This window comes from Novosphingobium sp. YAF33 (assembly GCF_052113265.1).
Lineage (GTDB): Bacteria > Pseudomonadota > Alphaproteobacteria > Sphingomonadales > Sphingomonadaceae > Novosphingobium.
The window spans coordinates 15,382-30,754 of sequence record NZ_JBFRCW010000007.1; the positions used below are offsets into that span (position 1 = coordinate 15,382).

Consider the following 15,373-nt stretch of genomic DNA (forward strand, 5'->3'; position numbering starts at 1 on the left):
ATCAGCGATCCGCCGCGTCGAACGGCTGGGTTCCTGCCGGAGCCCCGTCCGGCCCGGCGACGATGCGCTCGATCCGTGCCTGCGCGGCATCGAGCCGCTTCTGGCAATGCTGGCGCAGCGCTTCGCCGCGTTCGTAGAGCGTGATCGAGTCGTCGAGCGGCACATCGCCGCTTTCGAGGCGACGCACCACGTCCTCCAGCGCACGCAGCGCATCTTCGAAACTCATGCCCGCAATATCCGGGCCGGCACTATTGGGGGCGCCAATTTCAGCACTGTTCTCAGTCATGCCCACCGCAATGGAGCGGCCGCGTTCGGCGGTCAAGGCGGGACTGGGGGACGGCACTTCGGCAAACGGCGAGGGGCACGGCGAAATGGCCTCGTTTTTACGTCTAGCGAAGCGCCACGCTCGGCGCTAAGGCGCGTCGCATGTCCGAAATCACTCCCGATGTCGTCGAGGCGCATGGCCTCAATTCCGAGGAATACGAGCGGGTCCTGAACGCGCTCGGCCGAGAGCCCAACCTGGTTGAGCTTGGCATCTTCTCGGTCATGTGGTCCGAGCACTGCTCGTACAAGTCGAGCCGCTTCCACCTGAAGCAGCTGCCCACGAAGGCTCCCTGGGTCATCTGCGGCCCCGGCGAGAATGCGGGCGTCATCGACATCGGCGACGGGCAGGCCGCCATCTTCAAGATGGAAAGCCACAACCACCCCAGCTACATCGAGCCGTTCCAAGGCGCGGCCACCGGCGTCGGCGGCATTCTGCGCGACGTCTTCACCATGGGCGCCCGCCCGGTCGCCAACATGAACGCCCTGCGCTTCGGCCGCCCCGAGCATCCGAAGATGAAGCACCTGGTGCAGGGCGTTGTCGAAGGCATCGGCTCCTACGGCAACTGCGTGGGCGTGCCCACCGTCGGCGGCGAGACGAACTTCCACAAGGCTTACGACGGCAACATCCTGGTCAACGCCATGACCGTGGGCGTCGCCGATACGGACAAGATCTTCTACTCGGCCGCCACCGGCCTGGGTAACCCCATCGTCTACGTCGGTTCGAAGACCGGCCGCGACGGCATCCACGGCGCCACCATGGCTTCGGCCGACTTCGACGAGCATTCGGACGAGAAGCGCCCGACCGTGCAGGTGGGCGATCCCTTCACCGAAAAGCTGCTGATCGAGGCCTGCCTCGAACTCATGGCCACCGACGCCATCGTCGCGATCCAGGACATGGGCGCGGCCGGCCTCACTTCCTCGTCGGTCGAAATGGCCAGCAAGGGCGGCGCCGGCATTCGCCTGAACATGAACAATGTGCCCTGCCGCGAAGAGGCGATGACGCCTTACGAGATGATGCTCTCGGAAAGCCAGGAGCGCATGCTCATGGTGCTCCAGCCCGGCAAGGAGCCGATGGCCGAGGCGATCTTCAAGAAGTGGGAACTGGACTTCGCCGTGATCGGCGAAGTGACCGACACCGGCCACATGGTTCTCGAATTCAATGGCGAAGTGGTCTGCGACATCCCGCTCGGCCCGCTGGCCGACGACGCGCCGGAATACGAGCGTCCTTACGTTTCGCCTGAAGAATACAAGGCCTGGGCCAAGGTTCCGGCCCTGGGCGACGTGGGGGAAAGCGCCGACATCGGCGCCGATCTGCTCAAGCTGATGGGCACGGTCGACCTCGCCTCGCGCAAGTGGATCTGGGAACAGTACGACAGCCAGGTCGGCGGCGACACGATGCAGAAGTCCGGCGGCGACGCGGCCGTGGTACGTATCCACAACACGCCCAAGGCGCTGGCGATCAGCACCGACTGCTCGCCCCGCTATTGCTATGCAGACCCTTATGAGGGCGGCAAGCAGGCCGTGGCCGAGACTTATCGCAACATCAGCGCAGTCGGCGGCCTTCCGCTCGCCATAACCAACTGCCTGAACTTCGCGAACCCGCAGCGCCCCGAGATCATGGCCCAGATCGTCGGCTGCCTGAACGGCATGGGCGATGCCTGCCGCGCGCTCGACTATCCGATCGTCTCGGGCAACGTCTCGCTCTACAACGAATCGAAGGCCACCGGCGGCGGCTCGGCCATCCTGCCGACCCCGGCGATCGGCGGCGTGGGCATCCTGGCCGACCACGAGAAGATGGCGACCGTCGCCTTCAAGAACGTCGGCGACGAGATCTTCCTGCTCGGCGCGCCTGAGGGCAAGCTCGGTTCGCACCTGGGTCAGTCGCTCTGGCTGCGCGAGATCGCGGGCCAGGAAGCCGGCGAAGCACCCAGGGTCGATCTCACGGTCGAGGCCGAGAACGGCGCCGCGATCCGCGAGTGGATCGGCGCGGGCAAGGTTACCGCGGTCCATGACGTCAGCGACGGCGGCCTGCTCGTGGCCCTGGCCGAAATGGCTCTTGCCAGCGGCCTCGGCTGCAATCTCGACGTGGAACTGAGCACGGCCGAGGCCTTCGGCGAAGACCAGAGCCGCTACCTCGTCACCGCCCCCGCTGGCACCGAACTGCCCGGCGCGCGCCGCATCGGCACTGTTGCAGGCACCAAGGTCGCCGGCAACGAAGTCAGCGATCTTCGCGACGCCAACGAGGCGTTCTTCAGGGACTGGATGGAGGGCTGATCGCTCTTCCTCCCGGAACGGAACCGGAAAAAGGGCGCCCCGACGGGCGCCCTTTTTTTCTGCTCGGTCAACCGCCCCCGGTGGAAGAGGCCAGCACGTTCACCGTCAATGCCAGGATGCCGAGGTTGAAGGCGAAAGCGAACAGGCCGTGGAAGGTGGAAACCCGTCGTAGGTCCGAATCGGTGATCTCGATGTCCGCGGTCTGGCAGGTCATGCCGATCACGAAGGCAAAGTTCACGAAGTCGGCAAAATCGGGCACGCAGCCGCCGGGGAAGTCCAGGCCTTCGTGATCTCCGCCGTCGCGGGAGGAATAATAGAGCCGCGCGTAATGGAAGGCGTAGATGAGGTTGGCGAAAGTCCAGCAGGCCAGCAGCGTCACCACCAGCAGCGCAATCTCGCCGGGCACGAGGCTCTGGTTGTCGAGCACCAGAGTGCCGAGCGCGGCGAGAATGATCGAGGATATCAGCCCGGTCAGCAGAAGCAGCAGGACCTGCCCCGCATCGTCGCGCTTGGCCTGACGGCGCATCACATCGGCCGTGCCGCCGCGCCATAGCGGGATGCAGCTCAGGGTGAAGACGATCACGGCCAGATCGAACGCGGTCACGACCGCCTCGACCTTGCGCATCACGGACAGCAGCGGCCAGGGCGCGAGCAGAAGCGCGGCCAGGAACAGCAGATAGTGCGGGTGCGACAGCCGACTGAGAAAAGAGGTTTCATCGCCGGCCATCATCGTCGCCTTTCCTAGATGCGAACCCATTCCTGCTCGTCGATACCGAGCAGCCGCAGCACGCTGGTGAGATCGCCGCGGTCGACCCAGCCGTTCGCCGCAGCGCGCGCCTTGGGCTTAGCGTGATAGGCGATACCGTAAGTCGCGGCTTCCAGCATGGGAATGTCGTTCGCGCCGTCGCCCGTGGCAAGGCTGGTGACGTCGTCGCCCAGCGCCGCCACCTCGGCCAGCAACGTCGCCTTCTTGACGGCGCTGTCGACGATCGGGCCGGCAAGGCCGCCCGTCAGCTTGCCGTCGGCCACTTCCAGCCGATTGCCGACCACATGCTCGAAACCGAGCTGCGCGGCGACCGGATCGGCGAAGTGGTGGAAGCCGCCGGTCACCAGGACGGTGCGGCAGCCGAACTTCTTGAGCGTCTCCACCAGCGTGCGCGCGCCCGGCATCGGCCGGATACGGCTGGCGAGGCATTCCTCGATGGCGCCGACCGAAAGGCCCCTGAGCAGCCCGACTCGCTCCAGAAGGGCTTGCTCGAAGTCCAGTTCGCCCTGCATGGCCCGCTCGGTGATCTCGGCGATGCGCTCCTTGAGGCCTGCGAAGTCACCCAGTTCGTCGATGCATTCCTGGCCGATCATGGTCGAATCCATGTCGGAGATGAACAGCCCGGGAATCGTCGGCTCATGATCGCAGACCAGGCCGTCGGTCGGCGCGAAATGGTCATCCAGGGCCTTGCGCAGCGCGGCGGCGTCATCGTCAGGCGAGGCAAGCTGCATGGTCTTGCCGCAGAAATCGAGCATCGCCGCCGAAGCGAGCCGCACACCGCTTTCCTGCATTTCGGCCCGCGCCGCATCGATTCTTGCCGAGAGGTGGTCCGGTTCTGCTATCAGCCGCGCAATGAGCACTGCGAATTCCCTTGAAGCTGCGTATGAAAATTCCACGGGCGGCCGCGAAAAGCCACCCCTCGCGCTCATCGCAGGGCCGACCGCCAGCGGCAAGAGCGATTGTGCCGTGGCGCTGGCACAGGAACTGGAGCGGCGCGGTAAGCGGGCCGTGGTCGTCAATGCCGACAGTTCGCAGGTCTATGCCGACCTGACCGTGCTCAGCGCCCGCCCCACGGCGGAGGAAATGGGCGGCATCGAGCACCGCCTGTTCGGCGCCTGGGACGGGGCCGAGACCTGCTCCGCCGCCGAATGGGCCCGCGCCGCGCGCGCGGCCATCGCCGCAATCCATGCCGAGGGCGCCGTGCCCGTGCTGGTGGGCGGCACCGGCCTTTATATACGCACGCTTCTGGACGGCATCGCTCCGGTCCCCCCAATCGACCCGGAAGTGCGCGACGCGGTCCGCGCCCTCCCCGTTGCCGAGGCCTATGCCGCCTTGCAGGGCGAGGACCCTGAACGCGCCGCGCGCCTCGCTCCCGCAGACAGCGCGCGCATCGCCCGCGCCCTGGAAGTCGTCCGCTCTACCGGCCTGCCGATTGCCCATTGGCAGGCCCGGACCAGCGGCGGCATCGGCGGCGATGTCTCGCTTCACGCCGCAATCCTGCTTCCCGAACGCCAGACCCTCTACCGCCGCTGCGACTTGCGGTTCGCGCGCATGATCGAGCGCGGCGCCGTCACCGAAGTGGAGAGGCTGCTCGCCCGCGGCCTCGATCCCGACCTGCCGGTGATGCGCGCCATCGGCGTGCCGGAACTCGCCGCCGTCCTGCGCGGGGAAAGTGTGCTGGAGGAGGCCGTCGCCCGGGGATCGCAGGCCACCCGCAACTACGCCAAGCGCCAGTTCACCTGGTTGCGCCACCAGCCCCCGCAAGATTGGGCAAGGATCGAGTTCGAATATTTCGACCAAAAAACCCTTCAAGATAGATTATTTCACGTTATAGGGTTGACGTAATATTTTCGGCCCCTTAGAGCGCCCTCACCTGCTGATGAAAGTATGCAGGGAGGAGAGGGAGGACCCGGCACGGCGCCCGTCGTGTCGGGTCGGTTTCATTATAGTTCGCCCAAGGGCGCGCTATGGTTTTTTGGTAATGCGCGACCTTCGTGGCGCGCAATATTCGAAGGGCAGCCCTTCCCTCGGGAAACGCCCACGAATCGGTAAAGGAATGTGTTGTGACTGAAGAGCGCAGCGGCGCGAACATCCTGGTCGAAAGCCTGGTCAAGCAGGGGGTCGAATTCGTATTCGGGTATCCCGGCGGCGCCGTGCTACCGATCTACGATGCTCTATTCGGCGACGAGCGACTTCGGCACATCCTGGTCCGCCACGAAGCCGGCGCGGCCCACGCAGCCGAAGGTTATGCGCGTTCGACCGGCAAGCCCGGCGTCGTTCTCGTCACCTCGGGCCCGGGCGCAACCAATGCCATCACCGGTATTGCCGATGCTTTCATGGATTCGATTCCGCTGGTCATCATCACCGGCCAGGTGCCGACGGCGCTGATCGGCTCGGACGCTTTCCAGGAAGCGGACACGGTCGGCATCTCGCGCCACTGCACCAAGCATAACTACCTGGTGAAAGACCCGGCCGAACTGGCAGGCATCATCGACGAGGCGTTCCAGATCGCCACGTCCGGCCGTCCCGGCCCGGTGCTGATCGACATCCCCAAGGACGTCCAGATCGCCTCCGCCGCCTGGAACGATGCCCCGGCGCAGCGCCGCCAGCGCTATTCGCCGCGCACCGAAGGCACGGCGGACGAGATCGCACAGGCGGTCGAACTGCTGGCCAAGGCCAAGGCGCCGGTGTTCTATACCGGCGGCGGCGTCATCAACTCCGGCCCGCGCGCCACCGCCCTGCTGCGCGAGCTTCAGGCCAAGACCGGCGCGCCCGTCACGTCCACCCTCATGGGCCTCGGCGCCTTCCCCGCAGACCACGCCGACTGGCTGGGCATGCTGGGCATGCACGGCACCTACGAGGCCAACCTGGCGATGAACCAGGCCGACCTGATCGTCTGCGTCGGCGCCCGTTTCGATGACCGCGTGACCGGCCGTCTCGACGCTTTTGCGCCGAATTCGACCAAGATCCACATCGACATCGACCGCGCCTCGATCAACAAGACGGTTCGCGTCGACCTGCCGATCATCGGCGACTGCGCCACCGTGCTCGACCAGATCCTGACGCTCTGGGGCGACCGCAAGGGCCAGGATCTGGCGCCGTGGAAGGCCCGCGTGGAGGAATGGCGCGGCAAGAAAAGCCTGTCCTTCCCGCTTTCGAAGAAGGCGATCATGCCGCAGCTGGCGGTCCAGCGCCTGTTCGAGCTGACCAGGGACAAGGACCCGGTGATCTCCACCGAAGTCGGCCAGCAYCAGATGTGGGCGGCGCAGTATTTCCACTTCTTCGGTCCGAACAAGTGGCTGACTTCGGGCGGTCTCGGCACGATGGGCTACGGCCTGCCCGCCGCGATCGGCGCGCAGCTCGGCAATCCGGACAGCCTGGTCATCGACATCGCCGGTGACGCCTCGATCCAGATGAACATCCAGGAACTGGGCACCGCCACCCAGTACCGCCTACCGGTGAAGATCTTCATCCTCAACAACGAGTGGATGGGCATGGTCCGCCAGTGGCAGGAACTCACTTACGAGAGCCGCTACTCGCAGTCCTATTCGGACAGCCTGCCGGACTTCGTGAAGCTGGCTGAAGCTTACGGGTGGAAGGGCATCCGCATCGAGAACGAAAGCCAGCTCGATGCCGGCATCCAGGAAATGATCGACTACGACGGTCCCGTCATCGTCGACTGCCTGGTCGCCAAGGAATCGAACTGCTTCCCGATGATCCCCTCGGGCGCGGCGCATACCGAAATGATCCTCTACGGCGACACCGTGGCCGGCACCATGGACGACGAAGCCAAGGCTCTGGTCTGAGAACGCGCGCGCAGGATCCGAAAGACATATCATGATGCACATCAAGCAAGAGGCCGAGGAACGCCACGTCCTCACCATTACCGTCGATAACGAGGCGGGCATTCTCGCCAAGATCGCCGGCCTGTTCACCGCGCGTGGCTACAACATCGACAGCCTTACCGTGGCCGACATCACCGAGAACCACGCGGTGAGCCGGATCACGATCGTCACGCACGGGCCGCCGAGCCAGATCGACCAGATCCACGCCCAGCTCGAACGCCTGGTGCCGGTGCACAAGGTGGTCGACCTCACCGAGGTAGGCCCCCACGTCGCCCGCGAACTGGCGCTCATCAAGGTGGCGGGCCTGGGCGAGAAGCGCGTCGAGGCACTGCGCCTGGCCGACATCTTCCGCGCCAAGGCGGTGGACACGACCACCGGCAGCTTCATCTTCGAACTGACCGGCGCGCCGGACAAGATCGATACTTTCGTGCAGCTGATGCGCGACCTCGGCCTCGTCGAAGTCGGCCGTACCGGCATCGTCGCGATGATCCGCGGGCCGCACGAGGCTTAACCCATATCCTCCGGCCAGAAACCGGAACCAACCGACCATGCGCCACCGGCGCAAATCAATTAGGCCCCGCCTCACGGGGACGGGCCGTCGAAAGGGTAGTACAATGAAGGTCTATTACGACGCCGATTGCGACATCAACCTGATCACCGAAAAGAAGGTCGCGATCCTCGGCTACGGCAGCCAGGGTCATGCCCACGCGCAGAACCTGCGCGACTCGGGCGTCAAGGAAGTGGCCATCGCGCTTCGTCCCGGCTCGCCCTCTGCCAAGAAGGCCGAAGGCGCCGGCTTCAAGGTGCTGGCCAACGCCGAAGCGGCCGCATGGGCCGACGTGCTCATGATCCTGGCGCCCGACGAGCACCAGGCCGCGATCTACGCCGCCGACATCCATGAGAACATGAAGCCCGGTGCAGCGCTGGCCTTCGCCCATGGCCTCAACGTCCACTTCGGCCTGATCGAACCCCGCGCCGACATCGACGTGATCATGATCGCGCCGAAGGGCCCGGGCCACACCGTTCGCGGCGAATACGTCAAGGGCGGCGGCGTGCCCTGCCTCGTCGCGATCCACCAGGACGTGACCGGCAATGCGCAGGATGTGGCCCTGGCCTACGCTTCGGGCGTCGGCGGCGGCCGTTCGGGCATCATCGAGACCAACTTCCGCGAGGAATGCGAAACCGACCTGTTCGGTGAGCAGGCCGTGCTCTGCGGCGGCACCACCGCGCTGGTCCAGGCCGGCTTCGAAACGCTGGTGGAAGCCGGCTACGCACCGGAAATGGCCTACTTCGAATGCCTTCACGAGCTGAAGCTGATCGTCGACCTGATGTATGAAGGCGGCATCGCCAACATGCGCTACTCGATCTCGAACACCGCCGAATACGGCGACATCAAGACCGGCCCGCGCATCATCACCGAAGAAACCAAGAAGGAAATGAAGCGCGTTCTGGAAGACATCCAGTCGGGCCGTTTCGTGAAGGACTTCGTGCTCGACAACCGCGCCGGCCAGCCGGAACTGAAGGCTTCGCGCATCGCCGCCAAGCGTCACCCGATCGAGGAAACCGGCTCGAAGCTGCGCGCCATGATGCCCTGGATCGGCGCCAACGCCCTGGTCGACAAGGCGAAGAACTAAGCCTTGAGGTTCAAGGCAGAGAACTGATTTCTCTTACGCATTTCGCGTTTGACGAAGGTTCGGAGGCGGCGCAGAAATGCGCCGCCTCTTCTTTTTCGGGAGCATACCCAATGCGCCGCATCCATATCCCCCTCGTCCTCGCCGCCGCAGCCGCTCTCGCGGCCCCCGTCATCGCCCAGCCGGGCCCCGGCGGCCCGGGCGGCGGCCGCGAACGGATGGAAATGCTCCACGGCGCCGGCGCACCCACGGACGTCAAGGCGGGCACTTACGCCGTCGAGCCTGCTCACACCCAGGTCACCTTCAGCGTCTCCCACATGGGAATCTCGCCTTTTGCGGGCACGTTCTCCGGCGCCAGCGGCTCGATGACGCTCGACCCCAAGAACCTTGCCGCCACCAAGCTCAACGTCACCATCCCGGTCACTTCGGTACAGACCACCAGCGACAAGTTGACCGAGGAACTGCGCAGCGCAGACTGGCTCGACGCCGCCAAGTTCCCCACCGCGACGTTCGTCGCCACTTCGGTCACGCCGCGCGGTCCCGATGCCGCCGCGATCGACGGTACCCTCACGCTTCACGGCGTCAGCAAGCCGATCACCATCATGGCACGCTTCTTCGGCGCCGCGCAGAACCCGATGAGCAAGAAGGATTCGGTCGGCTTCCTGGCCCGCGCGATCATCAAGCGTTCGGACTTCGGCGTGACCAAGTACGTCCCGGTCGTCTCGGACGAGACCGTGCTCGTCATCAACGCCGCGTTCGAGAAGCAGTAACGCGGGCGTCATCGACCGTTCACGGCGGATGGGCCATAGTCGCGGGATCAGACACCCCGAAAGGAGACCGGCATGAAGGCCAGACTGTTCGCGACCATTGCCCCCGCCCTCACCCTTGCAGCCGCCCTTTCCGGCTGCACCGGCACAGGGAGCGACAATGTGGCCGATGCCAGCCCACCGCCGTCGTCGATGGAACCCAGCTGCGGCGCCGACCAGCTTGCCTCCTACGTGGGCCAGCCCGCCAGCGACGAAGTGATCGCCAAGATCACCGTGTGGCGCGGCGACAAGCCGATGCGCGTCCTGAAGCCCGGCATGGCCGTGACCATGGACTATCGGCCCGACCGCCTGAACGTCCAGGTGGATGAGGACGGCAAGATCAAGGGCTTCACCTGCACCTGACCCATACCAAGCGATATCTTGATCCGGGCGTCCCTGTCGGCCAAGTCTCTTTCTCGGCCGGACATCCTTGCCGAATTGAAACGGCCAGAATCTGAACAGGGACGCCCGATGAGCGAAGCAGACGAAATCGACCGCGAGGACGGCCTCACCCGTGTCGAGGCCTTTTCCGACGGCGTCATCGCCATCATCATCACCATCATGGTGCTGGAGCTGAAGACCCCGGTCACCGAGGGCCTCGGCGCGCTCTGGTCGCTCTGGCCGATCTTCATCGCCTATGTGCTGAGTTATGCCTACGTCGCGATCTACTGGGTGAACCACCATCGCCTACTCGGCCATGCGCGGCGGGTGACCAGCGGCCTGCTCTGGTCCAACATGCTGCTGCTCTTCACCCTGTCGCTCATCCCCTTCTCCACCGCCTACCTGGGAGAGCACCACTTCAGCCGCGAGGCCACGCTGCTCTATCTGGTGACGATGCTGACACCGGCCCTTGCCTATATCCTGCTCCAGGGCCGGATCGCGGCGACCGGCGCGCAAAACGTGGCGAGCCGGCGCTATCACAAGGCCTCGCATCGCAAGGGCATCGCAGCCTCGGTGGTCTATGCGCTCGGTCTTCCGCTGACTTTTCTTTCCCCCTGGCTCGGCATCGCCTGCGCGGCGCTGGTCGCGGTGTTCTGGATGCTGCCCTGGAGCGTGCTCGATCGGCTGTTCCTCGACCGCCATCCGCCCGCCGGCTCCTGACCGCGACAGTTTGTTGCGCACCGGGATAGCTGCGCGCGGGATCGGCCGTGCCGCAAGCGGGCGCCCTTTTCGCTTTACTTCGGCGGCCCGAATGCCCATAGGCAGCGCCATGACCCTTCGTCTTGGCCTAACCCTGCGACTTATCCGCCCTTGGGCGTGAGGTGACGCGTCGGTCCTGCGGCGCGCTCGGCGCTCAAGGGGACCTGCAAAGACCGGCCAAACGCAGGCCGGCAAGACGCAAGCAGGCTAGCCAATGGCAAAAAGCCAGCGACACGAAGATCATTTCCGAGCGAGATTACCCATGACCATGCTGAAAGACCCTTCGGTCAAGTACCGTCCCTTCCCGCAGATCGACCTGCCGAACCGCCAGTGGCCCTCGCAGGTCATCACCAAGGCGCCGCGCTGGCTCTCGACCGACTTGCGTGACGGCAACCAGGCGCTGATCGACCCGATGGGCGCGGAAAAGAAGAACCGCTTCTTCGACCTGCTGGTCAAGGTCGGCCTGAAGGAGATCGAAGTCGGCTTCCCCAGCGCGGGCGCGACCGAGTTCGATTTCATCAACGGACTCGTCAGGAACGACCGCATTCCCGAAGACGTCATGGTCCAGGTGCTGACCCAGTCGCGCGAAGACCTGATCACCCGCTCGTTCGAGAGCCTGGAAGGCGTTCACGCCGCGATCGTCCACCTCTACAACGCCGTCTCGCCGCTGTGGCGCACCGTGGTGTTCGGCATGGAAAAGCACGAGATCCGCGGCATCGCTGAAAACGGCGCCAAGATCATGCGCGACCAGGCGGCGAAGTATCCCGGTACCCAGTGGCAGTTCGAATACTCGCCCGAGACGTTCTCCACCGCCGAACTCGATTTCTCGATCGAGTGCTGCGAGGCGGTGATGGAAATTCTCCAGCCGACGCCGGAAAACCCGATCATCCTGAACCTGCCGGCGACGGTCGAGGCGGCGACGCCCAACGTCTATGCCGACCAGATCGAGTATTTCTGCCGCAACCTGCCGAACCGCGAATCGGCCGTGATCTCGCTGCACACCCATAACGACCGCGGCACCGGCGTGGCTGCCGCCGAACTGGGGCTGATGGCCGGCGCCGACCGCGTCGAGGGCTGCCTGTTCGGCAATGGCGAGCGCACCGGCAACTGCTGCCTCGTCACCGTGGCGATGAACATGTACACGCAGGGCGTGAACCCGCAGCTGGACTTCTCGGACATCGACGAAGTGATCCAGACGGTGGAATACTGCAACCAGCTCAAGGTCGCGGAACGCCATCCCTACGGCGGCGAACTGGTGTTCACTGCCTTCTCGGGCAGCCATCAGGACGCGATCAAGAAGGGCTTCGCGGCGCAGGAAAAGCGCAACGACGAGATCTGGGCCGTGCCTTACCTGCCGATCGATCCGGCCGATCTCGGCCGCGACTACGAAGCGGTGATCCGCGTCAACTCACAGTCCGGCAAGGGCGGTTTCGCCTGGGTTATCGAGCAGGACCAGGGCCTCAAGCTGCCCAAGCGCATGCAGGCGCACTTCTCGAAGCACGTCCAGGAACTGGCCGACGAACTCGGCCGCGAACTCCAGGCCGCCGACATCTGGAACGTGTTCCGCAAGGCCTATCGCATCGACGATCCGCAGCACTTCCAGCTGATCGACTGGGAAGAAGCCAAGGCCGCCGACGGCACCCGCGTCTTCGCCGGGAAGATCGGCGTCGACGGCAGGGAGCAGTCGGTATCCGGTCGCGGCAACGGCCTGATCTCCTCGGTCACCGCGACCCTGGCGGAAAGCTTCGGCGTGACGCTCGACGTGCGCGACTATGCCGAGCATTCGATGGGCAAGAGCACTGACGCCCGCGCCGCCGCCTATGTCGAATGCGTGACGCCCGATGGGCGCGTGATCTGGGGTGTCGGCATCGACGAGGACGTGGCGACCGCCAGTGTCCGCGCGGTGCTGAGCGCTGCCAACACGGTGCGTGGCTGAGTATCCGTCCACGCTCCGGCCTTTTCGGCAATGCATTGAATTGAATGAGTTGAAATCGATTGAGGCGGGGGTCTGCGGACTCCCGCCTCAGTCGTTATGTGCACAGGGAACGGAGCGAAACGACCGGCCATGGAGGTCGCACGGCTCATCTTGCGTACGCAAATTAACGATGAATTTTTAGGAACCGTTTAGAACCGTCGACAATTTTTTCCGGCAATTCTAACGAGAACCGGGATGCCTGAATGCAGTTCTACCTCGCAACGTCCTTCATATTTCCGCGCTCGCTGCGATTGCGCATCTTTGCCATCTGCTTCCTCGCCACTCATCTTCCGCTGATCGGCTATTGTGTGTGGGGCCTGTCGACCGGGCGGATCGCCCTGTTCGAATTCGTCCTGCTTACCCTGGCGACGGTCCTGGGCACCGCCCTCGCCCTGTTCGGCATAGGGGCCCTGCTCGACCCGATCCATGCCCTGGCGGCCGCCCTGAATCCGAAGGAAGAGGACGGCGCACCGCTCCCCGAAGTGGGGGACGTGATCCAGACGCTTTACGCAGGCGTCCACCGCGCAGCCACCGCCACGCGCGCACAGATGGAAGACCTCAGCATCGCGGCACTGGAAGACCCCCTCACCGGGATCGCCAACCGTCGCGGTTTCCTGGAGCAGGTCCAGGCCCTGCCCGCCCACCAGCGCAAAGGCTGCCTGGCCATCGTCGACATCGACTTCTTCAAGCAAGTCAACGACCGGCTCGGCCATGACGAAGGCGACCGGGTGCTCTGCGCATTCGCGGACCGGCTCTCTTCACAGATACGCCGCGCCGACATGGTGGCTCGCTGGGGCGGTGAAGAGTTCGCCATCCTGTTCCACGAATGCATCGAGGACGAAGCGGACTGGACACTTGCCCGGCTCGCCGCCCGCATGCGCGAGGAGCCGATCGGCACCGTCGATGGGCGCCCCATCACCTTCTCCGCCGGCCTCTGCTGCTGGAACGACGAAGACATCGAGGCCGCGTTGCACTCTGCCGACGAGGCCCTTTATGAAGCCAAGCGATCGGGCCGCGACCGGACCTGCCGCGCCGCCTCGGTGGCCGGGCAGGAAGTCGGCTCCTGACGCAGGACGGCCGGATCCGAAGGTCGGACTTCGGTTGATGGAAACAAAAAAGGGCGGCCCGAGAGCCGCCCTTTTCCTGTATCGGTCCGTTTCCCGCGGCGATCAGTCGCCGGTCAGGATGCGATCGACCAGTTCCTTCACCGTCGGCGTGAAGCCGTTGGAATAGAACGGGTCCTGCTTGAACTTGTAGGCGGCATGGCCGGCAAACATCAGGTTTTCGTCGATCGGGCCGCCGTGAGCGATGTCCTGGAGCGTCTTCTGGATGCAGAAGCTGCGCGGATCGGCGAGACGGCCGGTGGTGTAGTCGTCATGGTCCTTCCACGAGGAGAAGCCGCAATGCGACAGGCAGCCCATGCAGTCGGCCTGGTCCTTGCGGATATCGTCGCGCTCGGCAGGATCGACGAAGATGATCGTGTCGTCGGGTGTGCGCAGGCCATCGGTGAAGCCCTGCGCCGACCATGAACGCGCACGGTCGAGATCCTTGGGCGCGACCCAGAAGTTCTTGCCCTTCACGCCGACGTCGAGACGCACGGTATGCTCGCCGGCCTCGACCTTCGAGTAGGGAATCTGGCGCTCCGAACGCGCCTCGAGATTGCGCAGGAACGGGTTGCGTACCGCCGAGGAATAGAACCCGGTCGGCGAGAAACGGTGCAGCAGCACGTCGCCCGGCTCGAGAGTGCGAAGGTGGTCCTTCCACGCCTGCGGGATCGGGCTTTCGTGCGTCAGCAGCGGACGCGTGCCGTACTGGAAGGCGATCGAGCCCAGTTCCGGATTGTCGATCCAGTTTTCCCAGTCGCGCAGGAACCAGACGCCGCCGGCCATGACGATCGGCACGGTGTCGGCAATGCCTTCCGCCCGCATGGTGTCGCGCAGCGCCTTGACGCGGGGATAGGGATCTTCCGGCTTGAGCGGGTCTTCGGCATTCGACAGGCCGTTATGGCCGCCGGCGAGCCAGGGATCCTCATAGACCACTGCGCCCAGCAGGTCGGGCACCTTGTGATAGGCGCGCTTCCACAGCGCGCGGAAAGCGCGGCCGGAGCTGACGATCGGCAGGTAGTTGACGTTGAAGCGGGCCGCGATCTCGGACAGCTTGTAAGGCATGCCCGCACCGCAGGTCACGCCCGTGACCATGCCGCGGGTCTGCTCCAGAACGCCTTCGAGGATGGTCTGGGCGCCGCCCATTTCCCACAGGACGTTGATGTTGATCGCGCCCTTGCCGCCGGAAATCTCGTAGGCACGTCGAACCTGCTCGACAGCGCCGTCGATGGCGTAGTCGATCAATTCCTGGTGCCGCTCCTTGCGGGTAAGGGCGTTGTAGACTTGCGGGACGATCTTGCCCTCGGCATCATAGCTGTCGGCATTGACGGCGCTGACCGTACCGATGCCGCCGGCCGCCGCCCAGGCGCCCGAGCTCATGTGGTTGGTCGCGGCAACACCCTTGCCGCCCTCAACGAGCGGCCAGACTTCGCGTCCACCATAGACAATCGGCTTGAGACCCTTGAAACCCATTTTCTCTTTCGTCTTTCCCCCGGCGTGAGGCACGCC

The 15,373-nt window shown here is 64.9% G+C and carries 14 protein-coding genes; 10 read left to right on the forward strand and 4 right to left on the reverse strand.

Annotation, left to right across the window (positions count from 1 at the left end; all coding sequences use genetic code 11):
* Nucleotide 1: 1 nt before the first annotated feature.
* Nucleotides 2-286, reverse strand: coding sequence for an exodeoxyribonuclease VII small subunit (locus tag AB4Z00_RS15660; RefSeq protein WP_132264115.1), 285 nt, complete (start codon nt 284-286; stop codon nt 2-4).
* Between the two features lie 140 nt (nt 287-426).
* Here AB4Z00_RS15660 and purL point away from each other — a divergent pair, with 140 nt between their 5' ends.
* Entirely contained in the window at nt 427-2,598 is a 2,172-nt protein-coding gene (gene purL / locus AB4Z00_RS15665; protein WP_442046532.1) for a phosphoribosylformylglycinamidine synthase subunit PurL, read from the forward strand.
* A 67-nt stretch (nt 2,599-2,665) separates the two neighbouring features.
* Here the strand turns inward: purL and AB4Z00_RS15670 are convergent, their stop codons facing one another.
* Nucleotides 2,666-3,325, reverse strand: a complete 660-nt coding sequence (locus tag AB4Z00_RS15670; RefSeq protein ID WP_442046533.1) for a DUF1345 domain-containing protein — start codon at nt 3,323-3,325, stop codon at nt 2,666-2,668.
* A gap of 14 nt (nt 3,326-3,339) precedes the next feature.
* Complete coding sequence (gene serB / locus AB4Z00_RS15675; RefSeq protein ID WP_442046534.1) at nt 3,340-4,224, reverse strand: phosphoserine phosphatase SerB; 885 nt, start codon at nt 4,222-4,224, stop codon at nt 3,340-3,342.
* On the opposite strand from serB, the gene miaA reads away from it, so the two are divergent.
* From miaA to AB4Z00_RS15720, 9 genes are all read left to right on the forward strand, one after another.
* Entirely contained in the window at nt 4,217-5,209 is a 993-nt protein-coding gene (miaA, locus tag AB4Z00_RS15680) for a tRNA (adenosine(37)-N6)-dimethylallyltransferase MiaA (protein ID WP_442046535.1), read from the forward strand. The genes serB and miaA overlap by 8 nt on opposite strands.
* A 218-nt stretch (nt 5,210-5,427) precedes the next feature.
* Complete coding sequence (gene ilvB / locus AB4Z00_RS15685) at nt 5,428-7,170, forward strand: biosynthetic-type acetolactate synthase large subunit (RefSeq protein ID WP_442046536.1); 1,743 nt, start codon at nt 5,428-5,430, stop codon at nt 7,168-7,170.
* A 31-nt stretch (nt 7,171-7,201) separates the two neighbouring features.
* Nucleotides 7,202-7,720 (forward strand): acetolactate synthase small subunit, encoded by a 519-nt coding sequence (ilvN, locus tag AB4Z00_RS15690; protein WP_054441698.1) that lies wholly within the window; start codon nt 7,202-7,204, stop codon nt 7,718-7,720.
* 103 nt (nt 7,721-7,823) lie between these two features.
* The gene (ilvC, locus tag AB4Z00_RS15695) at nt 7,824-8,843 is read left to right on the forward strand and encodes a ketol-acid reductoisomerase (protein WP_132262940.1); all 1,020 of its coding nucleotides are present in this window, start codon (nt 7,824-7,826) and stop codon (nt 8,841-8,843) included.
* Nucleotides 8,844-8,953: 110 nt separating this feature from the next.
* Nucleotides 8,954-9,610, forward strand: a complete 657-nt coding sequence (locus AB4Z00_RS15700) for a YceI family protein (protein ID WP_132262942.1) — start codon at nt 8,954-8,956, stop codon at nt 9,608-9,610.
* 72 nt (nt 9,611-9,682) lie between these two features.
* Nucleotides 9,683-10,009, forward strand: coding sequence for an I78 family peptidase inhibitor (locus AB4Z00_RS15705; RefSeq protein WP_442046537.1), 327 nt, complete (start codon nt 9,683-9,685; stop codon nt 10,007-10,009).
* A gap of 108 nt (nt 10,010-10,117) precedes the next feature.
* Nucleotides 10,118-10,747, forward strand: coding sequence for a TMEM175 family protein (locus AB4Z00_RS15710; RefSeq protein WP_442046538.1), 630 nt, complete (start codon nt 10,118-10,120; stop codon nt 10,745-10,747).
* A 301-nt stretch (nt 10,748-11,048) separates the two neighbouring features.
* Nucleotides 11,049-12,722 (forward strand): 2-isopropylmalate synthase, encoded by a 1,674-nt coding sequence (gene leuA, locus AB4Z00_RS15715; RefSeq protein WP_442046539.1) that lies wholly within the window; start codon nt 11,049-11,051, stop codon nt 12,720-12,722.
* A gap of 242 nt (nt 12,723-12,964) precedes the next feature.
* Nucleotides 12,965-13,828 carry a GGDEF domain-containing protein gene (locus AB4Z00_RS15720; RefSeq protein WP_442046540.1) on the forward strand — a complete coding sequence of 288 codons (864 nt, stop codon included), beginning with the start codon at nt 12,965-12,967 and terminating at the stop codon, nt 13,826-13,828.
* 102 nt (nt 13,829-13,930) lie between these two features.
* Here the strand turns inward: AB4Z00_RS15720 and AB4Z00_RS15725 are convergent, their stop codons facing one another.
* Nucleotides 13,931-15,337 carry an NAD(P)H-dependent flavin oxidoreductase gene (locus AB4Z00_RS15725; protein WP_132262952.1) on the reverse strand — a complete coding sequence of 469 codons (1,407 nt, stop codon included), beginning with the start codon at nt 15,335-15,337 and terminating at the stop codon, nt 13,931-13,933.
* Nucleotides 15,338-15,373 lie beyond the last annotated feature (36 nt).

Coding starts and splice junctions, on each gene's coding strand:
- miaA (WP_442046535.1), top strand. CDS start 4,217: ATGAGCACTGCGAATTCCCTTGAAGCTGCGTATGAAAATTCCACGGGC.
- ilvC (WP_132262940.1), top strand. CDS start 7,824: ATGAAGGTCTATTACGACGCCGATTGCGACATCAACCTGATCACCGAA.
- AB4Z00_RS15725 (WP_132262952.1), bottom strand. CDS start 15,337: ATGGGTTTCAAGGGTCTCAAGCCGATTGTCTATGGTGGACGCGAAGTC.
- AB4Z00_RS15670 (WP_442046533.1), bottom strand. CDS start 3,325: ATGGCCGGCGATGAAACCTCTTTTCTCAGTCGGCTGTCGCACCCGCAC.
- AB4Z00_RS15705 (WP_442046537.1), top strand. CDS start 9,683: ATGAAGGCCAGACTGTTCGCGACCATTGCCCCCGCCCTCACCCTTGCA.
- AB4Z00_RS15660 (WP_132264115.1), bottom strand. CDS start 286: ATGACTGAGAACAGTGCTGAAATTGGCGCCCCCAATAGTGCCGGCCCG.
- purL (WP_442046532.1), top strand. CDS start 427: ATGTCCGAAATCACTCCCGATGTCGTCGAGGCGCATGGCCTCAATTCC.
- AB4Z00_RS15710 (WP_442046538.1), top strand. CDS start 10,118: ATGAGCGAAGCAGACGAAATCGACCGCGAGGACGGCCTCACCCGTGTC.
- leuA (WP_442046539.1), top strand. CDS start 11,049: ATGACCATGCTGAAAGACCCTTCGGTCAAGTACCGTCCCTTCCCGCAG.
- ilvN (WP_054441698.1), top strand. CDS start 7,202: ATGATGCACATCAAGCAAGAGGCCGAGGAACGCCACGTCCTCACCATT.
- AB4Z00_RS15720 (WP_442046540.1), top strand. CDS start 12,965: ATGCAGTTCTACCTCGCAACGTCCTTCATATTTCCGCGCTCGCTGCGA.
- AB4Z00_RS15700 (WP_132262942.1), top strand. CDS start 8,954: ATGCGCCGCATCCATATCCCCCTCGTCCTCGCCGCCGCAGCCGCTCTC.